16 protein-coding genes are annotated in these 15,990 nt (G+C 68.2%); 10 read left to right on the top strand and 6 right to left on the bottom strand.

The genetic code is table 11. The annotated features are described in order from the left end of the window. Together AC1RR5_RS13180 and AC1RR5_RS13185 are read left to right on the top strand one after the other, a co-directional pair. Positions 1-255 (top strand): hypothetical protein (locus tag AC1RR5_RS13180; protein WP_492922105.1); only part of this gene is annotated, 255 nt, incomplete at its 5' end. A gap of 292 nt (positions 256-547) precedes the next feature. After that, positions 548-979 (top strand): RrF2 family transcriptional regulator, encoded by a 432-nt coding sequence (locus AC1RR5_RS13185; protein WP_454714661.1) that lies wholly within the window; start codon positions 548-550, stop codon positions 977-979. A gap of 62 nt (positions 980-1,041) precedes the next feature. Here AC1RR5_RS13185 and AC1RR5_RS13190 read toward each other — a convergent pair whose 3' ends face one another. Together AC1RR5_RS13190 and AC1RR5_RS13195 are read right to left on the bottom strand one after the other, a co-directional pair. After that, positions 1,042-1,473: a CBS domain-containing protein gene (locus AC1RR5_RS13190; protein WP_492922106.1), complete on the bottom strand. Its 432-nt coding sequence runs from the start codon at positions 1,471-1,473 to the stop codon at positions 1,042-1,044. A gap of 103 nt (positions 1,474-1,576) precedes the next feature. Next, a complete protein-coding gene (locus tag AC1RR5_RS13195; RefSeq protein WP_492922107.1) occupies positions 1,577-2,221 on the bottom strand; it encodes a rhomboid family intramembrane serine protease in 645 nt (214 codons plus the stop codon). Positions 2,222-2,380: 159 nt separating this feature from the next. Here AC1RR5_RS13195 and hfaA point away from each other — a divergent pair, with 159 nt between their 5' ends. From hfaA to hfaD, 3 genes are read left to right on the top strand one after another with little or no spacing between them, the layout of a single operon-like run. Next, positions 2,381-2,824 (top strand): holdfast anchoring protein HfaA, encoded by a 444-nt coding sequence (gene hfaA / locus AC1RR5_RS13200; protein ID WP_492922108.1) that lies wholly within the window; start codon positions 2,381-2,383, stop codon positions 2,822-2,824. Further along, on the top strand, positions 2,821-3,834 hold the full coding sequence (gene hfaB / locus AC1RR5_RS13205) for a holdfast anchoring protein HfaB (RefSeq protein WP_492922109.1): 1,014 nt from the start codon (positions 2,821-2,823) through the stop codon (positions 3,832-3,834). The genes hfaA and hfaB overlap by 4 nt, the downstream gene beginning before the upstream one ends. After that, a complete protein-coding gene (hfaD, locus tag AC1RR5_RS13210; protein WP_492922110.1) occupies positions 3,752-5,008 on the top strand; it encodes a holdfast anchor protein HfaD in 1,257 nt (418 codons plus the stop codon). Before hfaB ends, hfaD begins: the two co-directional genes overlap by 83 nt. Positions 5,009-5,022: 14 nt before the next feature. Here hfaD and AC1RR5_RS13215 read toward each other — a convergent pair whose 3' ends face one another. From AC1RR5_RS13215 to AC1RR5_RS13230, 4 genes are all read right to left on the bottom strand, one after another. Next, positions 5,023-5,364: a hypothetical protein gene (locus AC1RR5_RS13215; RefSeq protein WP_492922111.1), complete on the bottom strand. Its 342-nt coding sequence runs from the start codon at positions 5,362-5,364 to the stop codon at positions 5,023-5,025. A gap of 189 nt (positions 5,365-5,553) precedes the next feature. Beyond that, entirely contained in the window at positions 5,554-6,276 is a 723-nt protein-coding gene (locus tag AC1RR5_RS13220; RefSeq protein ID WP_492922112.1) for a COG3904 family protein, read from the bottom strand. Between the two features lie 2 nt (positions 6,277-6,278). Further along, complete coding sequence (locus AC1RR5_RS13225; RefSeq protein WP_492922113.1) at positions 6,279-6,809, bottom strand: hypothetical protein; 531 nt, start codon at positions 6,807-6,809, stop codon at positions 6,279-6,281. Between the two features lie 172 nt (positions 6,810-6,981). Next, on the bottom strand, positions 6,982-8,910 hold the full coding sequence (locus tag AC1RR5_RS13230) for an ATP-binding protein (protein WP_492922114.1): 1,929 nt from the start codon (positions 8,908-8,910) through the stop codon (positions 6,982-6,984). 222 nt (positions 8,911-9,132) lie between these two features. Here AC1RR5_RS13230 and AC1RR5_RS13235 point away from each other — a divergent pair, with 222 nt between their 5' ends. The 5 genes from AC1RR5_RS13235 (at position 9,133) to AC1RR5_RS13255 (ending at position 15,935) form a co-directional block, all read left to right on the top strand. Beyond that, a complete protein-coding gene (locus AC1RR5_RS13235; RefSeq protein WP_492922115.1) occupies positions 9,133-10,980 on the top strand; it encodes an ABC-F family ATP-binding cassette domain-containing protein in 1,848 nt (615 codons plus the stop codon). Between the two features lie 328 nt (positions 10,981-11,308). Then, positions 11,309-13,393 carry a hybrid sensor histidine kinase/response regulator gene (locus AC1RR5_RS13240; RefSeq protein ID WP_492922116.1) on the top strand — a complete coding sequence of 695 codons (2,085 nt, stop codon included), beginning with the start codon at positions 11,309-11,311 and terminating at the stop codon, positions 13,391-13,393. Positions 13,394-13,447: 54 nt separating this feature from the next. Further along, positions 13,448-14,437, top strand: coding sequence for an ABC transporter substrate-binding protein (locus tag AC1RR5_RS13245; RefSeq protein WP_492922117.1), 990 nt, complete (start codon positions 13,448-13,450; stop codon positions 14,435-14,437). After that, positions 14,434-15,180: an ABC transporter ATP-binding protein gene (locus tag AC1RR5_RS13250; RefSeq protein WP_492922118.1), complete on the top strand. Its 747-nt coding sequence runs from the start codon at positions 14,434-14,436 to the stop codon at positions 15,178-15,180. Before AC1RR5_RS13245 ends, AC1RR5_RS13250 begins: the two co-directional genes overlap by 4 nt. Next, on the top strand, positions 15,177-15,935 hold the full coding sequence (locus AC1RR5_RS13255) for an ABC transporter permease (RefSeq protein ID WP_492922119.1): 759 nt from the start codon (positions 15,177-15,179) through the stop codon (positions 15,933-15,935). Before AC1RR5_RS13250 ends, AC1RR5_RS13255 begins: the two co-directional genes overlap by 4 nt. The last annotated feature ends 55 nt before the right edge of the window (positions 15,936-15,990 follow it).

Below are 15,990 nucleotides of genomic sequence, written 5' to 3' on the forward strand. Positions count from 1 at the left end.
AGGTCTTCGGCAGAGCCGGCAGCTTCTAAAGAAACCACCGAAACCAGTCAAGCTATTTTTCGAAGAAACTTCGAAGCTTTCCTGGATCGAAATACTTGGAAGCCCTTGCGAACCTCTTCAGTATTTCTTGGAGGGCGGCTTCTAACGAAGCAGAACTCCCAGGTCAACCAACCTTTTCACTTTTGTTTTCTTGGAGGCCAGAGCCACTTCAGAGCGCAAAAGGTGACCGAGGCGCGCCGCTTGGGAGCGCCGTAAGTCAGAAGAGATTCGATTGAGGCTGCGGAACTTAGCGATCCACTTTCAGAAACGCAAGCCCGAAGGTCTTGCTTTCGTCCGGTGGGCCGTGGCCCCGAAGCGAGGGGCGGCTTCTAGAGGTCGATTTCCCACCCGGCAAGCGGGGAATCGCGATTCCATCCCCAGACGGCCTATTCCCCTGTGCATGAACGCTGTGACGCGGGACTTGCATCGCGGCCCCGCCTCCCTCAGAAGGCTGAGCACTCTGAAAGCGTCGCCAGTGCGCGGCGCTTATATAAGGTAGCTGGCGTCCATGTTGTCCCAGAAGGCGCGTTACGCCCTGCGCGCGATGATCGAGCTGGCCCGCGAAGACGGGCAGGTGACGGCCGGCGAACTGGCCGAACGCGCCGATGCTCCGCGCAAGTTCCTGGAAGCCATTCTTCTGTCCCTGTCGCGTGAGGGCCTGGTGGTCAGCCGACGCGGCAAGTTCGGCGGCTATGTGCTGGGCCGTCCCGCCGCCGAGATCAATTTCGCGGAGATCATCCGTCTGGTCGACGGCCCGCTGGCCCTGACGCCCTGCGTCAGCCGCACGGCCTTCCGCCGTTGCGAGGATTGCCGGGACCTGGCGACCTGCGCCCTGCGCGAGGCGTTGCTGCGCGCACGCGACGCGACGGCCGCGGTGCTGGAAGGCTACAGCGTGGCCGACGCCGCCAAGGGCGTCGGCGCCGAGCTGATCGAAGGGTGATCCCCTTCCCTCTCTCTATATAGAGCGCTCTCTATATAAGGAGCGCCCCATAGAGAGTGTGATCACCCAGCCGAGATATAGGCCTTGAGCCCATCGGCCTCAGCCTGGGCTTCGCTGATCTTGTACTTCACCAGATCGCCGATCGAGACGATCCCGGCCAGGCGCTCGCCCTTCACCACCGGCAGGTGGCGGATGCGGCGGTCGGTCATGCGCTCGAGCAGCGTATCGATCGACTCGTCGGGCTGAGCGAACACGACGTTGGAGCTCATGCAGCCGGCGATCGGCTTGGACAGGGCCGAAGCCCCCTCCTTGGCGATCACCCGCACGATGTCGCGCTCGGAGAGAATCCCGACCACGGCCTCCTTGTCGTCGACCACCACCATGGCCCCGACCCGTCTTGTATGAAGTAACGCCGCCGCGGCGCCGACGGTCTCCTGCGGGGAGGCCGTGAACACGAGATCACCCTTGTCCTTGAGGATCTGAGAAACCAGCACTGCGCTTCTCCCTTGTTCTTTGAAGAACGAGGGTCTCGCAAAGAAGCCGCAGGATCAATGGGGGATCAGCCGCTTCAACCTCTTAAACTATAAGAACAACCGCTCACGCTTCCGGTTGAGCTGGCGGACCGGCCCAGCGGGCGAACGGACCGATCAGCAGAACGCCGACGACGAAGCCGACCAGATGCGCCTCCCAGGCGACGCCCGTCGCGCCCATGGCAAGCAGGCTGCCCGTGACCGCCATGACCAGGTTCACCACCAGCCAGCCGAGGCCCAGCGAGATCACGCGCGGCCCCAGGATGGGCCCGACCTCTCCGCGATAGTCCATGATCCGCGCGGCCGCGCCCATCAGCGCCGAGACCGCGCCCGAGGCGCCGACCGCCCCGCCCAGGCTGTCCGGATTGATTATCGCGTAGCCCAGACCCGCGAGCGCCCCGCTGGCCAGGTAGAACAGGCAGAAGATGCCCCCTCCCCGGCCATTTAGTCCCAGCAGGCGCGCCACGGGGGCGCCGAAGGCCAGGGCGAAGGCGGCGTTCAGGATCGCGTGAACCCACCCCGTGTGCACGAAGAGCGATGTCACGACGCCCGTCCAGCGGCCTTCCCAGAAGTCGTGGGGGATCAAGGCCAGGGACTCGATCGTCGCGTCGTCGGCCTTCAGCAGCAGGATATGCGGAACGATAATCGCCGCCGCGGCCAGCAGCGCGGGCCAGGGCGCGTTGAACATCGGCTCGGGACGCTGGTCGGTCATGGCTCTCTATCTAGGGGCTTCCGCGACGATTCGAACCAGGCGGCGATCGTGAGCCGGCGCTTAACCATTTTTTCTCGACCTGCTTGGTATCCCTCAGGCTGTACCTTTTTGGCACGAGGGTTGCTTGCCCTTCGGTGTCGACAGTTCGCGGAGCCGCGTATGGCCTGGCATCGGAAAAAGAAGATCAGCGTCGCGACGGTCGCCGTCGCTGCACTGCTGGGCGCGTGCGGCGTCGCCGCCGCCCAATCGATGACGACGAACTCGGCCTCGATGAACGCCGGCTATGGCCGCAGCTCGGGTCAGGAAAACCGCATGGTCGAGTATTCGACCCGCGACGCCAACGGCAACCGGGTGATCGTCGACGGCGTCATGCTGACCGGCTCGGACCAGAGCGTCTATTCCTCGAGCCGCAGCAACGGCTCGCTGGACGCCTATTCGGGCGTGGGCGGCCTCGGCGGCTATGCCGGCTCGACCGCGATCGGCAACAACCTGACGGTCATCACCCAGGGCAACAACAACACGGTCATCGTCAATTCCAGCCAGGTGAACAACGGCAACGTCACCGCGGGCTCGAATGTCGTGAAGGCGGGAACCGCGCAATGAACTTGAAGCGCACGGCGCTAGCCCTTGCCCTGATGGGCGCGACGGCCCTGGCCGGTTGCGGCAGCGTGCCCGTGGCCTCGACGGCCGGCAACTACGCCCAGCCGATCGGCACCGCGCCGGTCACGGCCAATCCGACCGACTATTCGGCCGCCCTGGTCTGCCTGAACCAATATGCCCGCGCCAACCACGTGGCCGCGCCGCGCGTCGCGATCGGCCGGATCGCCGACTACACCGGCAAGGAAGAGTCCGACGGCTCGGGCCGCAAGATCACCCAAGGCGCCTCGCTGATGGCCTTCTCGGCCTTCGCCAAGGCCGGCATGCCCATGGTCGAGCGCTTCGACACCTCGGTGTCGGAGTTCGAGCTCAAGTACGCCAACAACAAGCTGATCTCGGATCGCCCCAACAGCGCGCCCGACGCGCCGGCGGACTACCGCAAGATCCTGGCCGGCCAGGTGCCGGGCTCTGACTTCTATGTGGTCGGCGGCATCACCGAGCTGAACTACAATATCCGCTCGGCAGGCGTGGACGCCTATGTCGGCGACAAGGCGACCGACGGCCTGAAGGGCAACTTCAAGCGCCGCGTCTTCATCATGAACGTCGCCATCGACCTGCGGATGGTCAACACCCGCACGCTCGAGGTGGTGGACGTCATCTCCTACCAGAAGCAGGTCGTCGGCCGCGAAGTCAGCGCCGGCATCTTCGACCTCCTGGGCGGCACCCTTGTCGACATCTCGGGCGGCCGCGGGGCGCTGGAGCCCATGCAGCTGGCGGTGCGCGCCCTGATCGAACGCGCCGTCGTCGAGATGAGCGCCAACCTCTACGGCATGCCCGGCCCGCAAACCTGCCTCCGCTACGACCCGTTCGGCGACGCCACGGTCGGCCAGACGGGCGCCTTCGTGCCGGCCTACGACAATCTGGGAACGAACAATGCGCAAACCCGCGATGACCCGTCTCGCTGGAACGCTCGCCGCGATCCCGATGTGCGCGATGCTAAGCGGGGTCGCTACTAGTCCGGCGTACGCCCAGACGACCTCGCCCAGCCCGGTTCTCAACAACCAGCTGAACCTCGGCGAGATCTTCTCGGAGCAGACCCTCAACGTCCAGACGGTGTCGGACGGCGTGACGGCCAGCACCACGGCCCAGGCCAACGGCGTCTCGGTCGGCGTGACCAATGCCGACGCCGCCGTGACCTCGTACCAGGACAACCAGGGGACCGTTTACGGCCACACGATCGTCGACGTCGGCGCCAATGCCGGCGCGACCAGCGCCGTGCGCTCGACCGCGGTCGGCAACTCCGGCTCGCTCTCGGCCTCCAACGGCACGATCTCGGCCTTCGCGGTCCAGACCAACTCGGCCGAAGTCACCGCGCGCGGCCAGGTCGAGGCGGCCAATGCCGAGGCCGCCGACCTGACGGTCTCGACCCTGGCCATGGGCAATAGCCAGGGCGTCAACCTGGACAACAGCGCGGCCGGCCTGCGCATCAGCCAGTCGACCACGGCCAATGTGCTGGCCGACGGCGGCGCGATCGTCCAGTACGTCTCGGGCACCAGCGCGGTCACCGCGACCACCGCCGGCAACAACATCAATATCCAGGGCGGCAATCAGTCGGCGGCGCGCGCCATCACCGACCAGGCCAACACGGCCGAGGTGACCCAGGCCAGCAAGTTCACCGCCTATGGCAACAGCTACCTGACGGCGACGACCGCCACGGCGACCGGCAACAACCTGTCGGCCACCAACGAAGGCCCGCTGATGGACGTGACGTCCAACCAGTGGAACACCTCGTACGTGCGCGGCCAGGCCGAGGGCACCTCGTACCAGTTCGGCGCGGCCCAGACCCAGGCCTACGCCGCCGGCAACTCCTCGCAGGTCAACAACATCGGGACCGAGCTGGTGCTCGACAACCTGCAGACCAACAACGGCGGCGGCGTGGAGGCGACGGCCAGCTTCGAAGGCAATGACGGCTATGACGCGGTGACCACCGCCACGGCCATGGGCAATGCGGTGACGGGCTATGTCTGCTCCAAGTGCAGCGGCCGCATGACCGTGACCAACAACCAGACCAACAGCGCCGACATCGGCGCCAAGTCCAGCACCACGATCAATGCCAGCGGTCGCCAGGTGACGGGCGTCTCGACCGCCATCGGCAACAACGCCAGCTTCAACGTCAGCGCGCCGAACTAGGCGCGCCCCCTCCCCTAGCGCGACACCGACGCCTGAGGCAGCGCGGCCAGGTCGGCCTGCACCTTGGCCAGATCCTTGTCGGTGATGGCGCCGCCGAACTTCGGCGCAAGGGCGCGAAGGCTCTGGGTCTTGAACTTGTCGAACATCGGATGGCCGGTCAGACCCGGAATGTCGGCGTCCAGCGCCGCCTTGGCGGGCGGCGTGGCGACCAGGGTTTCCAGCGGCGTGTCGATGCTCAGGGCCTGGCTGGGCGCCTCGGCCGACGGCGGCGAAGGCGGCGCGGACTGCGCCAGGGCCGTGTTCGCGCCGGCAAGGGTCAGGACCGCCGCAGCCAGGACATGACGAATGGCAGGCATGGGATCTCTCTCAGGAACAGCGCCGCGATCCGCTTGGATGGCTGGCGCGGGATAGCGCGATGAATCCCGAGGACTGGCGGTTCGCCAACCTGAGCCATTCACCTGTGTGCGCCGTTCCTCAAGGTGCTGCTTTTCTGAGCGCCGAACGCGCCAAGCGTCCGAAGGACGAGCGAGGCCTGCGGCGTGACTTCAGTCCGCGTTGACGACGTTGTAGCGTTGCAGCTCGTCGCCCGTCAGGCAGCGCAGGGTCGACTTGTCGGCGCCTTGGAAGGCGTCAGCCTTCTGCTGGTACATCACCTCGGTCAGCAGGCGGCGCGAGACGCCCATGCGGATAATGAAGTCGTTCTCCTCGGACGCCAGCAGGGCCGAGGCCTGCTCGCGGCGGGCGATGTTGTTCAGGGTCGGGGCCGCGTCCGTGCCTTTGCGTGTCACGTCGACATAGGCCTGGTAGTCGATGCTGCCGGTGATCGTGAACATGTGCACGGCGAAGGCCGCGTCACGGTCGACCACCCGGATCGCCCCGCCCATGAAGGCGAAGTTGCAGGCGCTGGCGCAGCCCCAACCGGCCGGCACGCGGGTCGGCACGCCCATTGAACGGATCATCTTGCCGATCTTCAGGCCCTCGGCCGCATCGCCGCCGCTGGAACCGATCCAGATCTCGTCGACCGGCTCACTACCCTCCAGGGCGCGCTCCAGCTGGGCGGCGGCGCCGGGGACGATGGCGCCGCTGAATTTCATGACGCGGTGACCGTTCACCTTGGCCGACTGTACCTGCACCGGACCCGACAGCGGACCGAACACCTTCTGGATGCTCGGGCAGGTCGGGTTCTCGGCGTCCAGCGAAACGGCCTGGGCGGCACCCGCACCGAACAGCAGGACAGCGCAGGCGGCCAGGAGGGCGGCGCGCGTCATGCTCAGCCCGCTTGAGCCAGGGTGAAGCCCTGGGCGCCGACGGCGCGGCACAGGGTCTTGGTCACGGTCGTCTCTTCGCCGCCGACGATCACCACGTCACGAACAGCGCGGCACAGGCCGCCGTCGGCGCGCTTGTTCTCGCTGAGCACGGCCGACGTGCCGCTGACGTCCGGACGGCTGGTCGAGGTCCACTTGACGTTCGAACCGACGCCTTGGGTCACGGCGCTTTGGGTGGCGGTGGCGGCGGCGGTCTGCTCGCCCGGGTTCAGCAGGCAGGCGATCTTGTCGGTCAGCAGGGCGCCGATCACGACACCGACGACCTCGGCATTCTTGACGCCGGTCTTCTTGGCCAGCGCCGCGGCGCCCGCGCCGACGGCGGCGCCCATGGCGGCGTTGCCCGAAGCGCACGGGGCGCCCTTGGCGGCCGTCGAGGCCAGTTGGGTCAGGCCTTGCGGGAACGGGGCGGCCCGCGCGCCGGCGGCGGTCAGGGCGGCGGTCGCCGCGATGATCAGAGCGGTGCGGTAACGCGACATGGGATCGAGGCTCCGGATTCGTGCAAACGTTTTATATCGTGCGCGATGTATTGATTGAACGCCGTGATGTGTCGAGAGCTAGACGGCCGAAATGACCGGCCTGCGACAACATGCCCCTCAGACGCGAAACCCAAGCCCAGCATGGGTTTCCGCAACATTTCATAACAATTGGCTAGGCCTGGACGCCGTCCAGCGAACGCCCCGCGGGCGCCGTCTGCCCATCCGCGCGCCCCTCGCTCCAGAGGGTGATTTTCAGCAAAAGCTCGCGCGGGTTGATCGGCTTGCCGACATGGTCGTCCATGCCGCTGGCCCGGTAGAAGGCGACCTGGTCGGGCAGGACATTGGCGGTCAGGGCGATGATCGGCGTCGCGGCCGCCTCCCCCGCCAGCAGGCGGATGGCGCGCGTCGCGGCCAGGCCGTCCATGCGCGGCATCTGCACGTCCATCAGGATCAGGTCGTAGCCGCCCGAGGCCGCCGCCTCGACCGCCGCCAAGCCATCAGCCACCACGTCGACCTCGTGGCCCATGGCGCGAACCAGGGTCCCGATCAGCTCGCGATTGGCCTCGTTGTCGTCGGCGACCAGCAGGTTCAGCGGCCGCGCCGTCCCTGGCGCCGCCTCGGCATCGTGACGCTCGGGCGCGACGGCGACCGGCAGGTCCAGCACGCACCAGAAGCGCGCGCCCTGGCCGGCGATGCTGTCGACGCCGATCTCGCCGCCCATCAGCTGGACGATCTCCTTGCTGATCGCCAGGCCCAGACCGGTGCCGCCGAACTTGCGCGCCACCTCGGGTCCGGCCTGGGCGAAGCGATCGAAGACCGTCTCCAGCATGGCCGCCGGCACGCCGACACCGGTGTCGGAAACCGCCAGCTCAAGACGCGCGAAGCCGGGCGCAGCTCCCACCCGGTGCTTGGCGCTCAGGGTCACCGACCCCGAGCCCGTGAACTTCACGGCGTTGCCCAGGAAATTGACCAGCACCTGGCGCAGGCGATCGCTGTCGCCCTCCACCCATTCGGGACAGGCCGGATCGACGCGCAGGGCCAGATCCAGGCCCTTGGCCAGGGTCTGGGCCTCGAACATGCCGGCGACCTTGTTCAGCAAGGCCCGCAGGTCGAACGGCCGCGCCTCCAGATCGACGCCGCCGGCCTCCAGCTTGGCGAAGTCCAGGACGTCGTTCAGCGTGTCCAGCAGCACCGTGCCGGCGTCGTGGATCCGGCCCAGGCGCCGCTGCTGCTCGCCATTCAGCGGCGAGGCGGCCAGAAGGTCGGTGAAGCCCAGGATGCTGGTCAGCGGCGTGCGCAGCTCGTGGGACATGTTGGCCAGGAAGTCCTGACGCGCGGCCATGGCCGTCTCGGCCAGCTCGCGAGCGTCGGCCAGGGCGGACTGGGCCTCGACCTCTTCGGTGATGTCGGTCTCGTTGACCAGCACGCACAGCTCGCCGGTCACCGGATCGGGCGTACGACGCGCGGCCAGGCCATGCCAGCGCTCGCCCTGGGCGGTGATGACGCGATAAGCGCCCTCGACCGCCTCGCCGGCCAGGGCCGAACTCCACAACGCGCCGCCGGCGTCGCCATTGGCGAAGATCTCGGCGAAGCGGACGCCCGCACCGGGATAGCTGGCCAGGGACGCGGGATTGCCGAAGATGCGGAAGCCGTCGGCGTCGTACAGCGACACCAGGGCGCTGGTGTGCCGCAAGGCCTCGATGGCTCGTTGCTGCTCGGCCTCGGCCTCGACCAAGGCGCCTTCGAACAGCATGGCGTGGCCGCCGCCCGGCAGGGCGATGCGCGAGATGGTCGTGTTGGCCGCCACCGGGACGCCGTTCGGATAGAAGGTCCAGCGCTCCTCGACGGAGGCCCCGCCCTCGATGCGGACGGCGATGTCCTCCATGCGCGTGCGCACGGCCGGCGACTGGTCGGAGAAATCACGGGCCAGCAGCGCATCCAGCGAGGCCGCGCCCCACAGGTCCAGCGCCGCGCGATTGGCGTAGACCTTCCGCTTCTTGACGTCGTCGAACACCCAGATCGGCCGACGCAGCTGATCGAAGCCCAGGCCCAGAAGGCCAGGGAGATCAGAAGCAGCAATCTTCTGCGGGTTCGACGTCAAGGCGAGTACTTGTGCTCCGTAAGGCCAGGTTCGTAGCAAGGTCAGGCTTGGCGGGCCGTTAACAGGCTAATTTGTCACGCCCGCCGATCGCCGTTCCTTGACCTGTATCAACCGTAAACTGGGCCGTGATTTTGGCGTTTCCTCGGCGCATTGCCTGCTATAGGGCCCTCACCTGCGCGACATTCCGCCGCTCCCAATTTCAAGACTCAAGTTCGAAGACCCATGGCCTCTCCCACTCGCGCGCCCGTTCTCGCCCTCAAGGACGTCCGTCTCGCCGACGGCGCCAAGCCGCTGTTCGACGGCGTCGACCTGGCCTTGGAGCCGCGCGTGCGCGCCTGCCTGGTCGGTCGTAACGGCGCGGGCAAGTCCACCCTGCTGAAGATCCTGGCCAACCAGGGCATCGAGGCCGACAGCGGCGAGCGCGCCGTGCAGCCGGGCGCCAAGATCATCTTCGTCAGCCAGGAGCCGGAGATCACCGGCGACACCCTGCTGGACTACTGCACCGCCGGCGGCGCCGAGGACTATGAGGCGCAAGCCGCGCTAGCCGACTTCGGCCTGGATCCGGAGAAGAGCACGCAAGGCCTGTCGGGCGGCGAGAAGCGCCGCGCCGCCCTGTCGCGCGCCTTCGCCGAGCAGCCCGACGTGCTGCTGCTGGACGAGCCGACCAACCACTTGGACATCTTCGCGATCCAGACCCTGGAAGAAGAGCTGGCCAATTCGAAGTGCGCCGCCCTGATCGTCAGCCACGATCGCGCCTTCCTGAACCGCGTCACCCAGCGCACCTTCTGGCTGGAGCACCGCAAGGTGCGCCGCCTGGACAAGGGGTTCGGCGAGTTCGAGATCTGGAGCGAACAAGTCCTGGCCGCCGAGGCCGACGAGGAGCGCCGCCTCAACAAGGTGCTGGAACGCGAGAACGCCTGGCTGGCGCGCGGCGTCCAGGGCCGCCGGGCCCGCAACGAAGGCCGCCGCCGCGCCCTGATGGACCTGCGCGCCCAGAAGAAGGACCTGCAGGGCGACAAGCGCGGCTCGATGTACATGGCCATCGAGAGCGCCGCGACCTCGGGCAAGAAGGTGGTCGAGGCCAAGCACCTGACCAAGAAGTTCGGCGATCGCGTGATCGTCGAGGACTTCTCGACCCGCATCCTGCGCGGCGACCGCGTCGCGCTGGTCGGCCCCAACGGGGCCGGCAAGACCACGCTGGTGCGCCTGCTACTGGGCGAGCTGGAGCTGGACGCTGGCACGGTGCAGCTGGGCACCAACCTGGAGGTCTCCTACATCGACCAGGGCCGCATGGCGCTGTCGGACAAGATCACCCTGTGGGACTTCCTGACCCCCGGCGGCGGCGACTCCATCCTGGTGCGTGGTCAGCCCAAGCACGTGGCCGGCTACGCCAAGGACTTCCTGTTCACCGAGGCCCAGTTGCGCCAGCCGGTGACCAGCCTGTCGGGCGGTGAGCGCAACCGCCTGCTGCTGGCCCGGGCCCTGGCCAATCCCACCAACCTGATGGTGCTCGATGAGCCGACCAACGATCTCGACATGGACACGCTGGACCTCTTGGAGGACCTGCTGGCCGACTTCGACGGCACCCTGATCCTGGTCAGCCACGATCGTGACTTCATCGACCGCCTGGCCACCTCGACCATCGCCATGAACGGTCACGGCAAGGTGCTGGAGACGCCCGGCGGCTGGAGCGACCTGATCGATCAGAGCCCCGACTTCTTCAAGGGCGCGCGCGGCGCCAGCGTCGGCGCGTCGTTCACGCCCGTGGCCCGCGCCACCAAGGGCGCGGCGCCGGCTCCGCCCCCCGTCGCGGCCGCGCCCAAGAAGGCCGGCAAGCTGACCTTCAAGGACCAGCGCCGCCTGGAAGAGTGCGAGGCCCTGATCGCCAAGAGCCCGGCGATCATCGCGGCGTTCGAAAAGACCCTGGCCGATCCGAACCTCTATAGCCGCGACCCGGCCGCCTTCGACAGGACCATGAAGGCCCTGGACAAGGCCCGCGCCGACCTGGAGCAGGCCGAGCTGGAATGGCTGGAGCTCGAAGAGAAGAAGGAAGCTCTGGCCAACGGCTGATCCTCGACGCTCACCCATGCCGGGAGGGCGGCCCTCTTGAATTGTGCGGCCCGCCATGCATTGTCAGCGCGCCTGAACGTCAGTCCGAGAATGCAAGCCTGGGGAAATACAATCGCTTAGAGGTCGGCGCGGGTCGGAGACATCCTGCGGCCAAACGACACACGAGGCGATAACCGGGCAACTCCGTCACGCTCAGGCGTATTGATGGTGGCGTCGTACCCGCGAGGCGGCGGGGCGGCGCGCGTTTGGCGTGGTTCCCGAACCGTTCGGCCGTCCCACGTCGGACGCCTGCGTGAAGACGTAGGCTGCATTGGGGGACGAAACCGGTATGCCGCACAGGCTGGCCGCGCAGGAACGTAGACGCCAGGGCGCCCTGTTGCTGGCCCTGTCGGTCGCCGTCGTCGTCAGCCTGGCCTTCAGCGAATACCTGACCCGCACCGCCCTGGGCGTCGCGGCCTTCTGGCCCGCCAACGCTCTGCTGGCCGCCGGCCTGATCACCCTGACCGGCTCGCGCGGCCTGTCGCTGAGCGTGGTCTTCGTCGTCTTCCACCTGATCATCGGCCTGCTGGTCGGCGACACCCTGCTGCGAGCCCTGCTCTACGTGGCGATCGACACCGGCGAGGCCGTGGCGATCTGGGCCATCTGCCAGCGCTTCTGGCGCGGGGCGCCGCGCATCCGCAGCCTGCGCTCGCTGGTCCTGCTGCCCGCCGTCACCACCCCGGTCGCCGCCGTCGCCGCCCTGGTCGTCGCCGGCGTCCTGCACCTGGGCTATGGCGAGCCCTTCCTGCGCGGGCTGACAGACTGGTTCCTGCGCTGCGGCCTGGGCCTGGGCGTGGCCTTGCCCGCCACCCTGGTGCTGATCGACGCCGAGCACCGCCGCACGTTCCAGCGCAGCTGGCGCGAGCAGCTCTTGCTGATGTTCGCCGTCGCGGCCGTCACCCTGCTGTGCGCCCACCCGGCCTCGGGCGCGCCGCCGTTCCTGATCTTCCCGATCGCCCTCGCCGCCGCCTATCGCCTGGGCGCGCGCGGCGCGGCCATGGCCAGCGTGGTCGTGGCGGTGATCACCCTGCCCATCGCCCTGTCGGGCGCCTCGCCGCGCTTCAACGCCATCCTCGGCCCCGTCGCCCAGGCGCGGACCATCCAGGTGTTCATCGCGGTGCTGTTCTACACCAGCCTGGCCGCCGGCCTCGCTTTGGCCCAGCAGGACCGCCTCAAGCGCCTCCTCCTCCGCCGCGAGCTGCTGACCCGCGCCGCCCGCGCTCGGGCGCTGGCCGCCACCGAGGCCAAGACCGAGTTCCTGGCCACCATGAGCCACGAGATCCGCACGCCCCTGAACAGCGTGCTCGGCTTCGCCCAGCTGCTGGCGACGCGGGAAGACCTGCCGCCGGACGTGCGCCGCCAGGTCAATCTGATCGACAGCGCCGGCGCGGCCCTGCTCACCGTGGTCAACGACATCCTCGACTTCTCACGCGTCGAGGCCGGCCTGATCGAGCTGCTGCCCCAGCCGACCTCGGCCGCGACCTTGTTGCGCGACACCGTGGCGATCATGGCCCCCGAGGCCCGCGCCAAGGGCCTGACGCTGGATCTGGAGATCATCGACCGGGTCGACGCCCTGCACGACCTGGACGCCGATCGCCTGCGCCAGGTGCTGATCAACCTGCTGAACAACGCCGTGAAGTTCACCGACGAAGGCCGCATCGACGCGCGGCTGATCGTCGAGCCCGGCGATCTCGAGGACCGCCTGCGCTTCGAGATTCTCGACACCGGCGTCGGCATCGATCTCGACAAGCAGGCCCTGCTGTTCCAGCGTTTCTCGCAGGCCGACAGCTCGATGAGCCGGCTGCATGGCGGGGCGGGGCTTGGCCTGGCCATCTGCCGGGCGCTGATCGACGTGATGGGCGGCAAGATCGGCGTCGACAGCGTGCCGGGCCGCGGCTCGTGCTTCTGGATCGAGCTGTCGGCCCCGACCGCCGAGGAAGTCGCCGTCCCCGAGCGGCCCAAGGTCACCACGCCCGGCGCTGCCAGGATCCTGATCGTCGACGACCACCCGATCAATCTGGAGATCGGCGAGGCTCTGTTGACCCTGGTCGGCTGCCAGGTCGACGTCGCCGAGAACGGCAAGCAGGCCGTCGAGAAGGCCATGATGGGCGACTACGACGTCATCCTGATGGATATCCACATGCCGCAGATGGACGGGCTGCAGGCGACCCGCGCGATCAAGGCCTTGCCCGGCCAGCGCGGCAAGGCCCCGATCATCGCCATGAGCGCCGACGCCCTGCCCCGCCAGGTCGAGCGCTGCTACGCCGCCGGCATGGTCGACCACATCGCCAAGCCGATCCAGCGCGAGGTGCTGTACGCCAAGGTCGAACGCTGGCTGAACCACAGCAAGGGTTTGGACACGCAAGCGCACTAGCGGCGCGGCGCGGTCCTGCTTAACTTCCTCCCCGAAACGGGGGAGACCTTTCCGATGCAGCGTCGCGCTTTCGCAGCCTTGGGCCTGATGGCCCTGCTCGCCGCCTGTTCACCCGCCAAGAAGGAAGCCGCCGCGCCCGCCGGCGAGACCAAGCTGAAGCTGGCCACCGACTGGCGGGGCGAGGCGGAGCTGGGCGGCTATTACCAGGCGCTGGCGACCGGCGAGTACAAGAAGCGCGGCCTGGACGTGACCCTGATCCAAGGCGGCCCGGCGGTGAACGTGCCCCAGCTGCTGGCCACCGGCGCGGTCGATGTCGGGGTCGGCTCGAACAACTTCATCGTCATGAACCTGGCCCAGCAGAAGACCCCGGTGAAGGCCGTGGCCGCCTTCATGCAGAAGGACCCGCAGGTCCTGATCGCCCACCCGGACCAGGGCATCAACAGCATCGCCGACATGAAGGGCCGGCCGATCCTGCTGTCGGACGCCTCGATCACCGCCTTCTGGATCTGGCTGAAGGCCAAGTACCAGTTCAGCGACGACCAGGTGCGCAAGTACAACTACTCGTCCGCGCCGTTCCTGGCCGACAAGCGGGTGATCCAGCAGGGCTACGCCACCAGCGAGCCGTACCTCATCGAGAAGGAAGGCAAGATCAAGCCGGCGGTCTTCCTGCTGGCGGACAGCGGCTATCCCGCCTACGGCTCGATGGCCCTGGTCCCCGACAGCCTGATCGCCAAGAACCCGGCGGCCGTGCAGGCCTTCGTCGAGGCCACAGCGGCGGGCTGGAAGTCGTACCTGTACGGCGACGCCAAGCCGGGCGACGCGGCGATCCTCAAGGACAATCCGGAGATGACCCAGGACGTCCTCGACCAGGCGCGCGAGAAGATGCGGTCCTACGGCATCGTCGGGAAGGACGCCGAGATCGGCCAGATGACCGACGCCCGCTGGGCCGAGTTCTTCAAGGTCGCTTCGGAACAGGGCGTCTATCCGAAGGACCTGGACTTCAAGACCGCCTACACGCTGCAGTTCCTCCCCAAGGGCGAATGAGCTCCATAGCTAGCCTCTCCAGCGTCGAGGTCGACTACGCCCGGGGCCGCGCCCTGGGGCCGGTCGACCTGTCGCTGACCTCCGGCGAGATCGTCGCCCTGGTCGGGCCGTCGGGCTGCGGCAAGTCCACGGCGCTGCGGCTGTTGGCGGGCCTCGAGCAGCCCACCCGCGGGACCGTGACCCGCGCCGCCGGCAAGGGCGAGACCTCGGTCGTCTTCCAGTCGCACACCCTAGCTCCATGGCTGTCGGCGCGGGACAATGTCGCCTTGCCGTTGGAGCTGGCTGGGACGTCCAAACGGGAAGCCCAAGCCGCCGCCGAAGAGGCCCTGCGCAAGGTCGGCCTCGCCGCCGCGCTGAACGCTCGCCCCGCCCAGCTGTCGGGCGGCATGGCCATGCGCGCGTCGCTGGCCCGCGCCCTGGTCACCCGCCCGCGCCTGCTGCTGCTGGACGAGCCCTTCGCGGCGCTGGACGAGATCACCCGCCGCGCCCTGGCCGACGACGTGCTGGCGCTCGCCGCCGAGCTGGCGCCGGCCGTCGTCTTCGTGACCCACAATGTCGAGGAGGCCGTCTACATGGCCCGCCGCGTCGTGGTCATGTCGCCCGGCCCAGGCCTTATCGCCGGCGAGGTCACCGTCGACGGCCCGGTCGTCCGCCCGCCGGGCCTCCGCACCACAGAAGGCTTCCGCGCCGCTGCCGAGGCGGTGTCGACCCTGCTTGCCCAGGCGACGGAGCGCGCCGCGTGAAGCGTATCCTGGCTCCGCTGATCCTGATCACCGCCCTGCTCGGCGGCTGGGAAGTCGCCTGCCGCGTCCTGGCGGTGCCGGCCTATCTGCTGCCCGCGCCCAGCGGCATCTGGACTGCGTTCCTGGGCAGCTGGCCGCTGCTGCTGGGCTCGGCCTGGGCGACGTTGTCGACGGCCCTGCTGGCCCTGCTCATCGCCAGCCCGATCGCCTGCGCGCTGGCCCTGGCCGTCAGCCTGAACGGCCTGCTGGAAGACGCCGTGCGGCCGATCGCCGTGACGCTGCAAGTGACCCCGCTGGTCGCCATCGCGCCGCTGGTCACCATCTGGGCGGGCATCGACCATCCGGAGCGGGCGGTGATCGGCCTGGCCGCCGTGGTGGCCTTCTTCCCGATCTTCTCGGGCGCTCTGACCGGACTGAAGGCGGTGGATCCGGACCTGGCTCGCCTGTTCGATCTCTATGGCGCCAGCCCGTGGCAGCGCCTGATCCGCCTGCGCCTGCCCTCGGCCGTTCCCGCCCTGCTGGAAGGACATAAGGTCGCAGCCGGCCTGGCCGTCATCGGCGCCGTCGTGGCCGAGTTCGTGGCCGGCTCGGGCGGGGCCCAGGGCCTGGCCTGGAGAATCCTGGAAGCTTACAACCGCTTACAGACGGCCAAGGTGTTCGCGGCCCTGGTGACCCTGGCGGTGCTGGGCGTGGTGCTGCATGCGCTGATGGAGTTGCTGGAAAGTCGACTCCTCGCCGTTTGGCGCGGTCGTTAGCGCAAGATTAAGCGGCGCGCCCTACGACGGAAGCTGTAACCTTCCGCCCGGACCC

Source organism: Caulobacter sp. GW821-FHT11E11 (assembly GCF_058808315.1).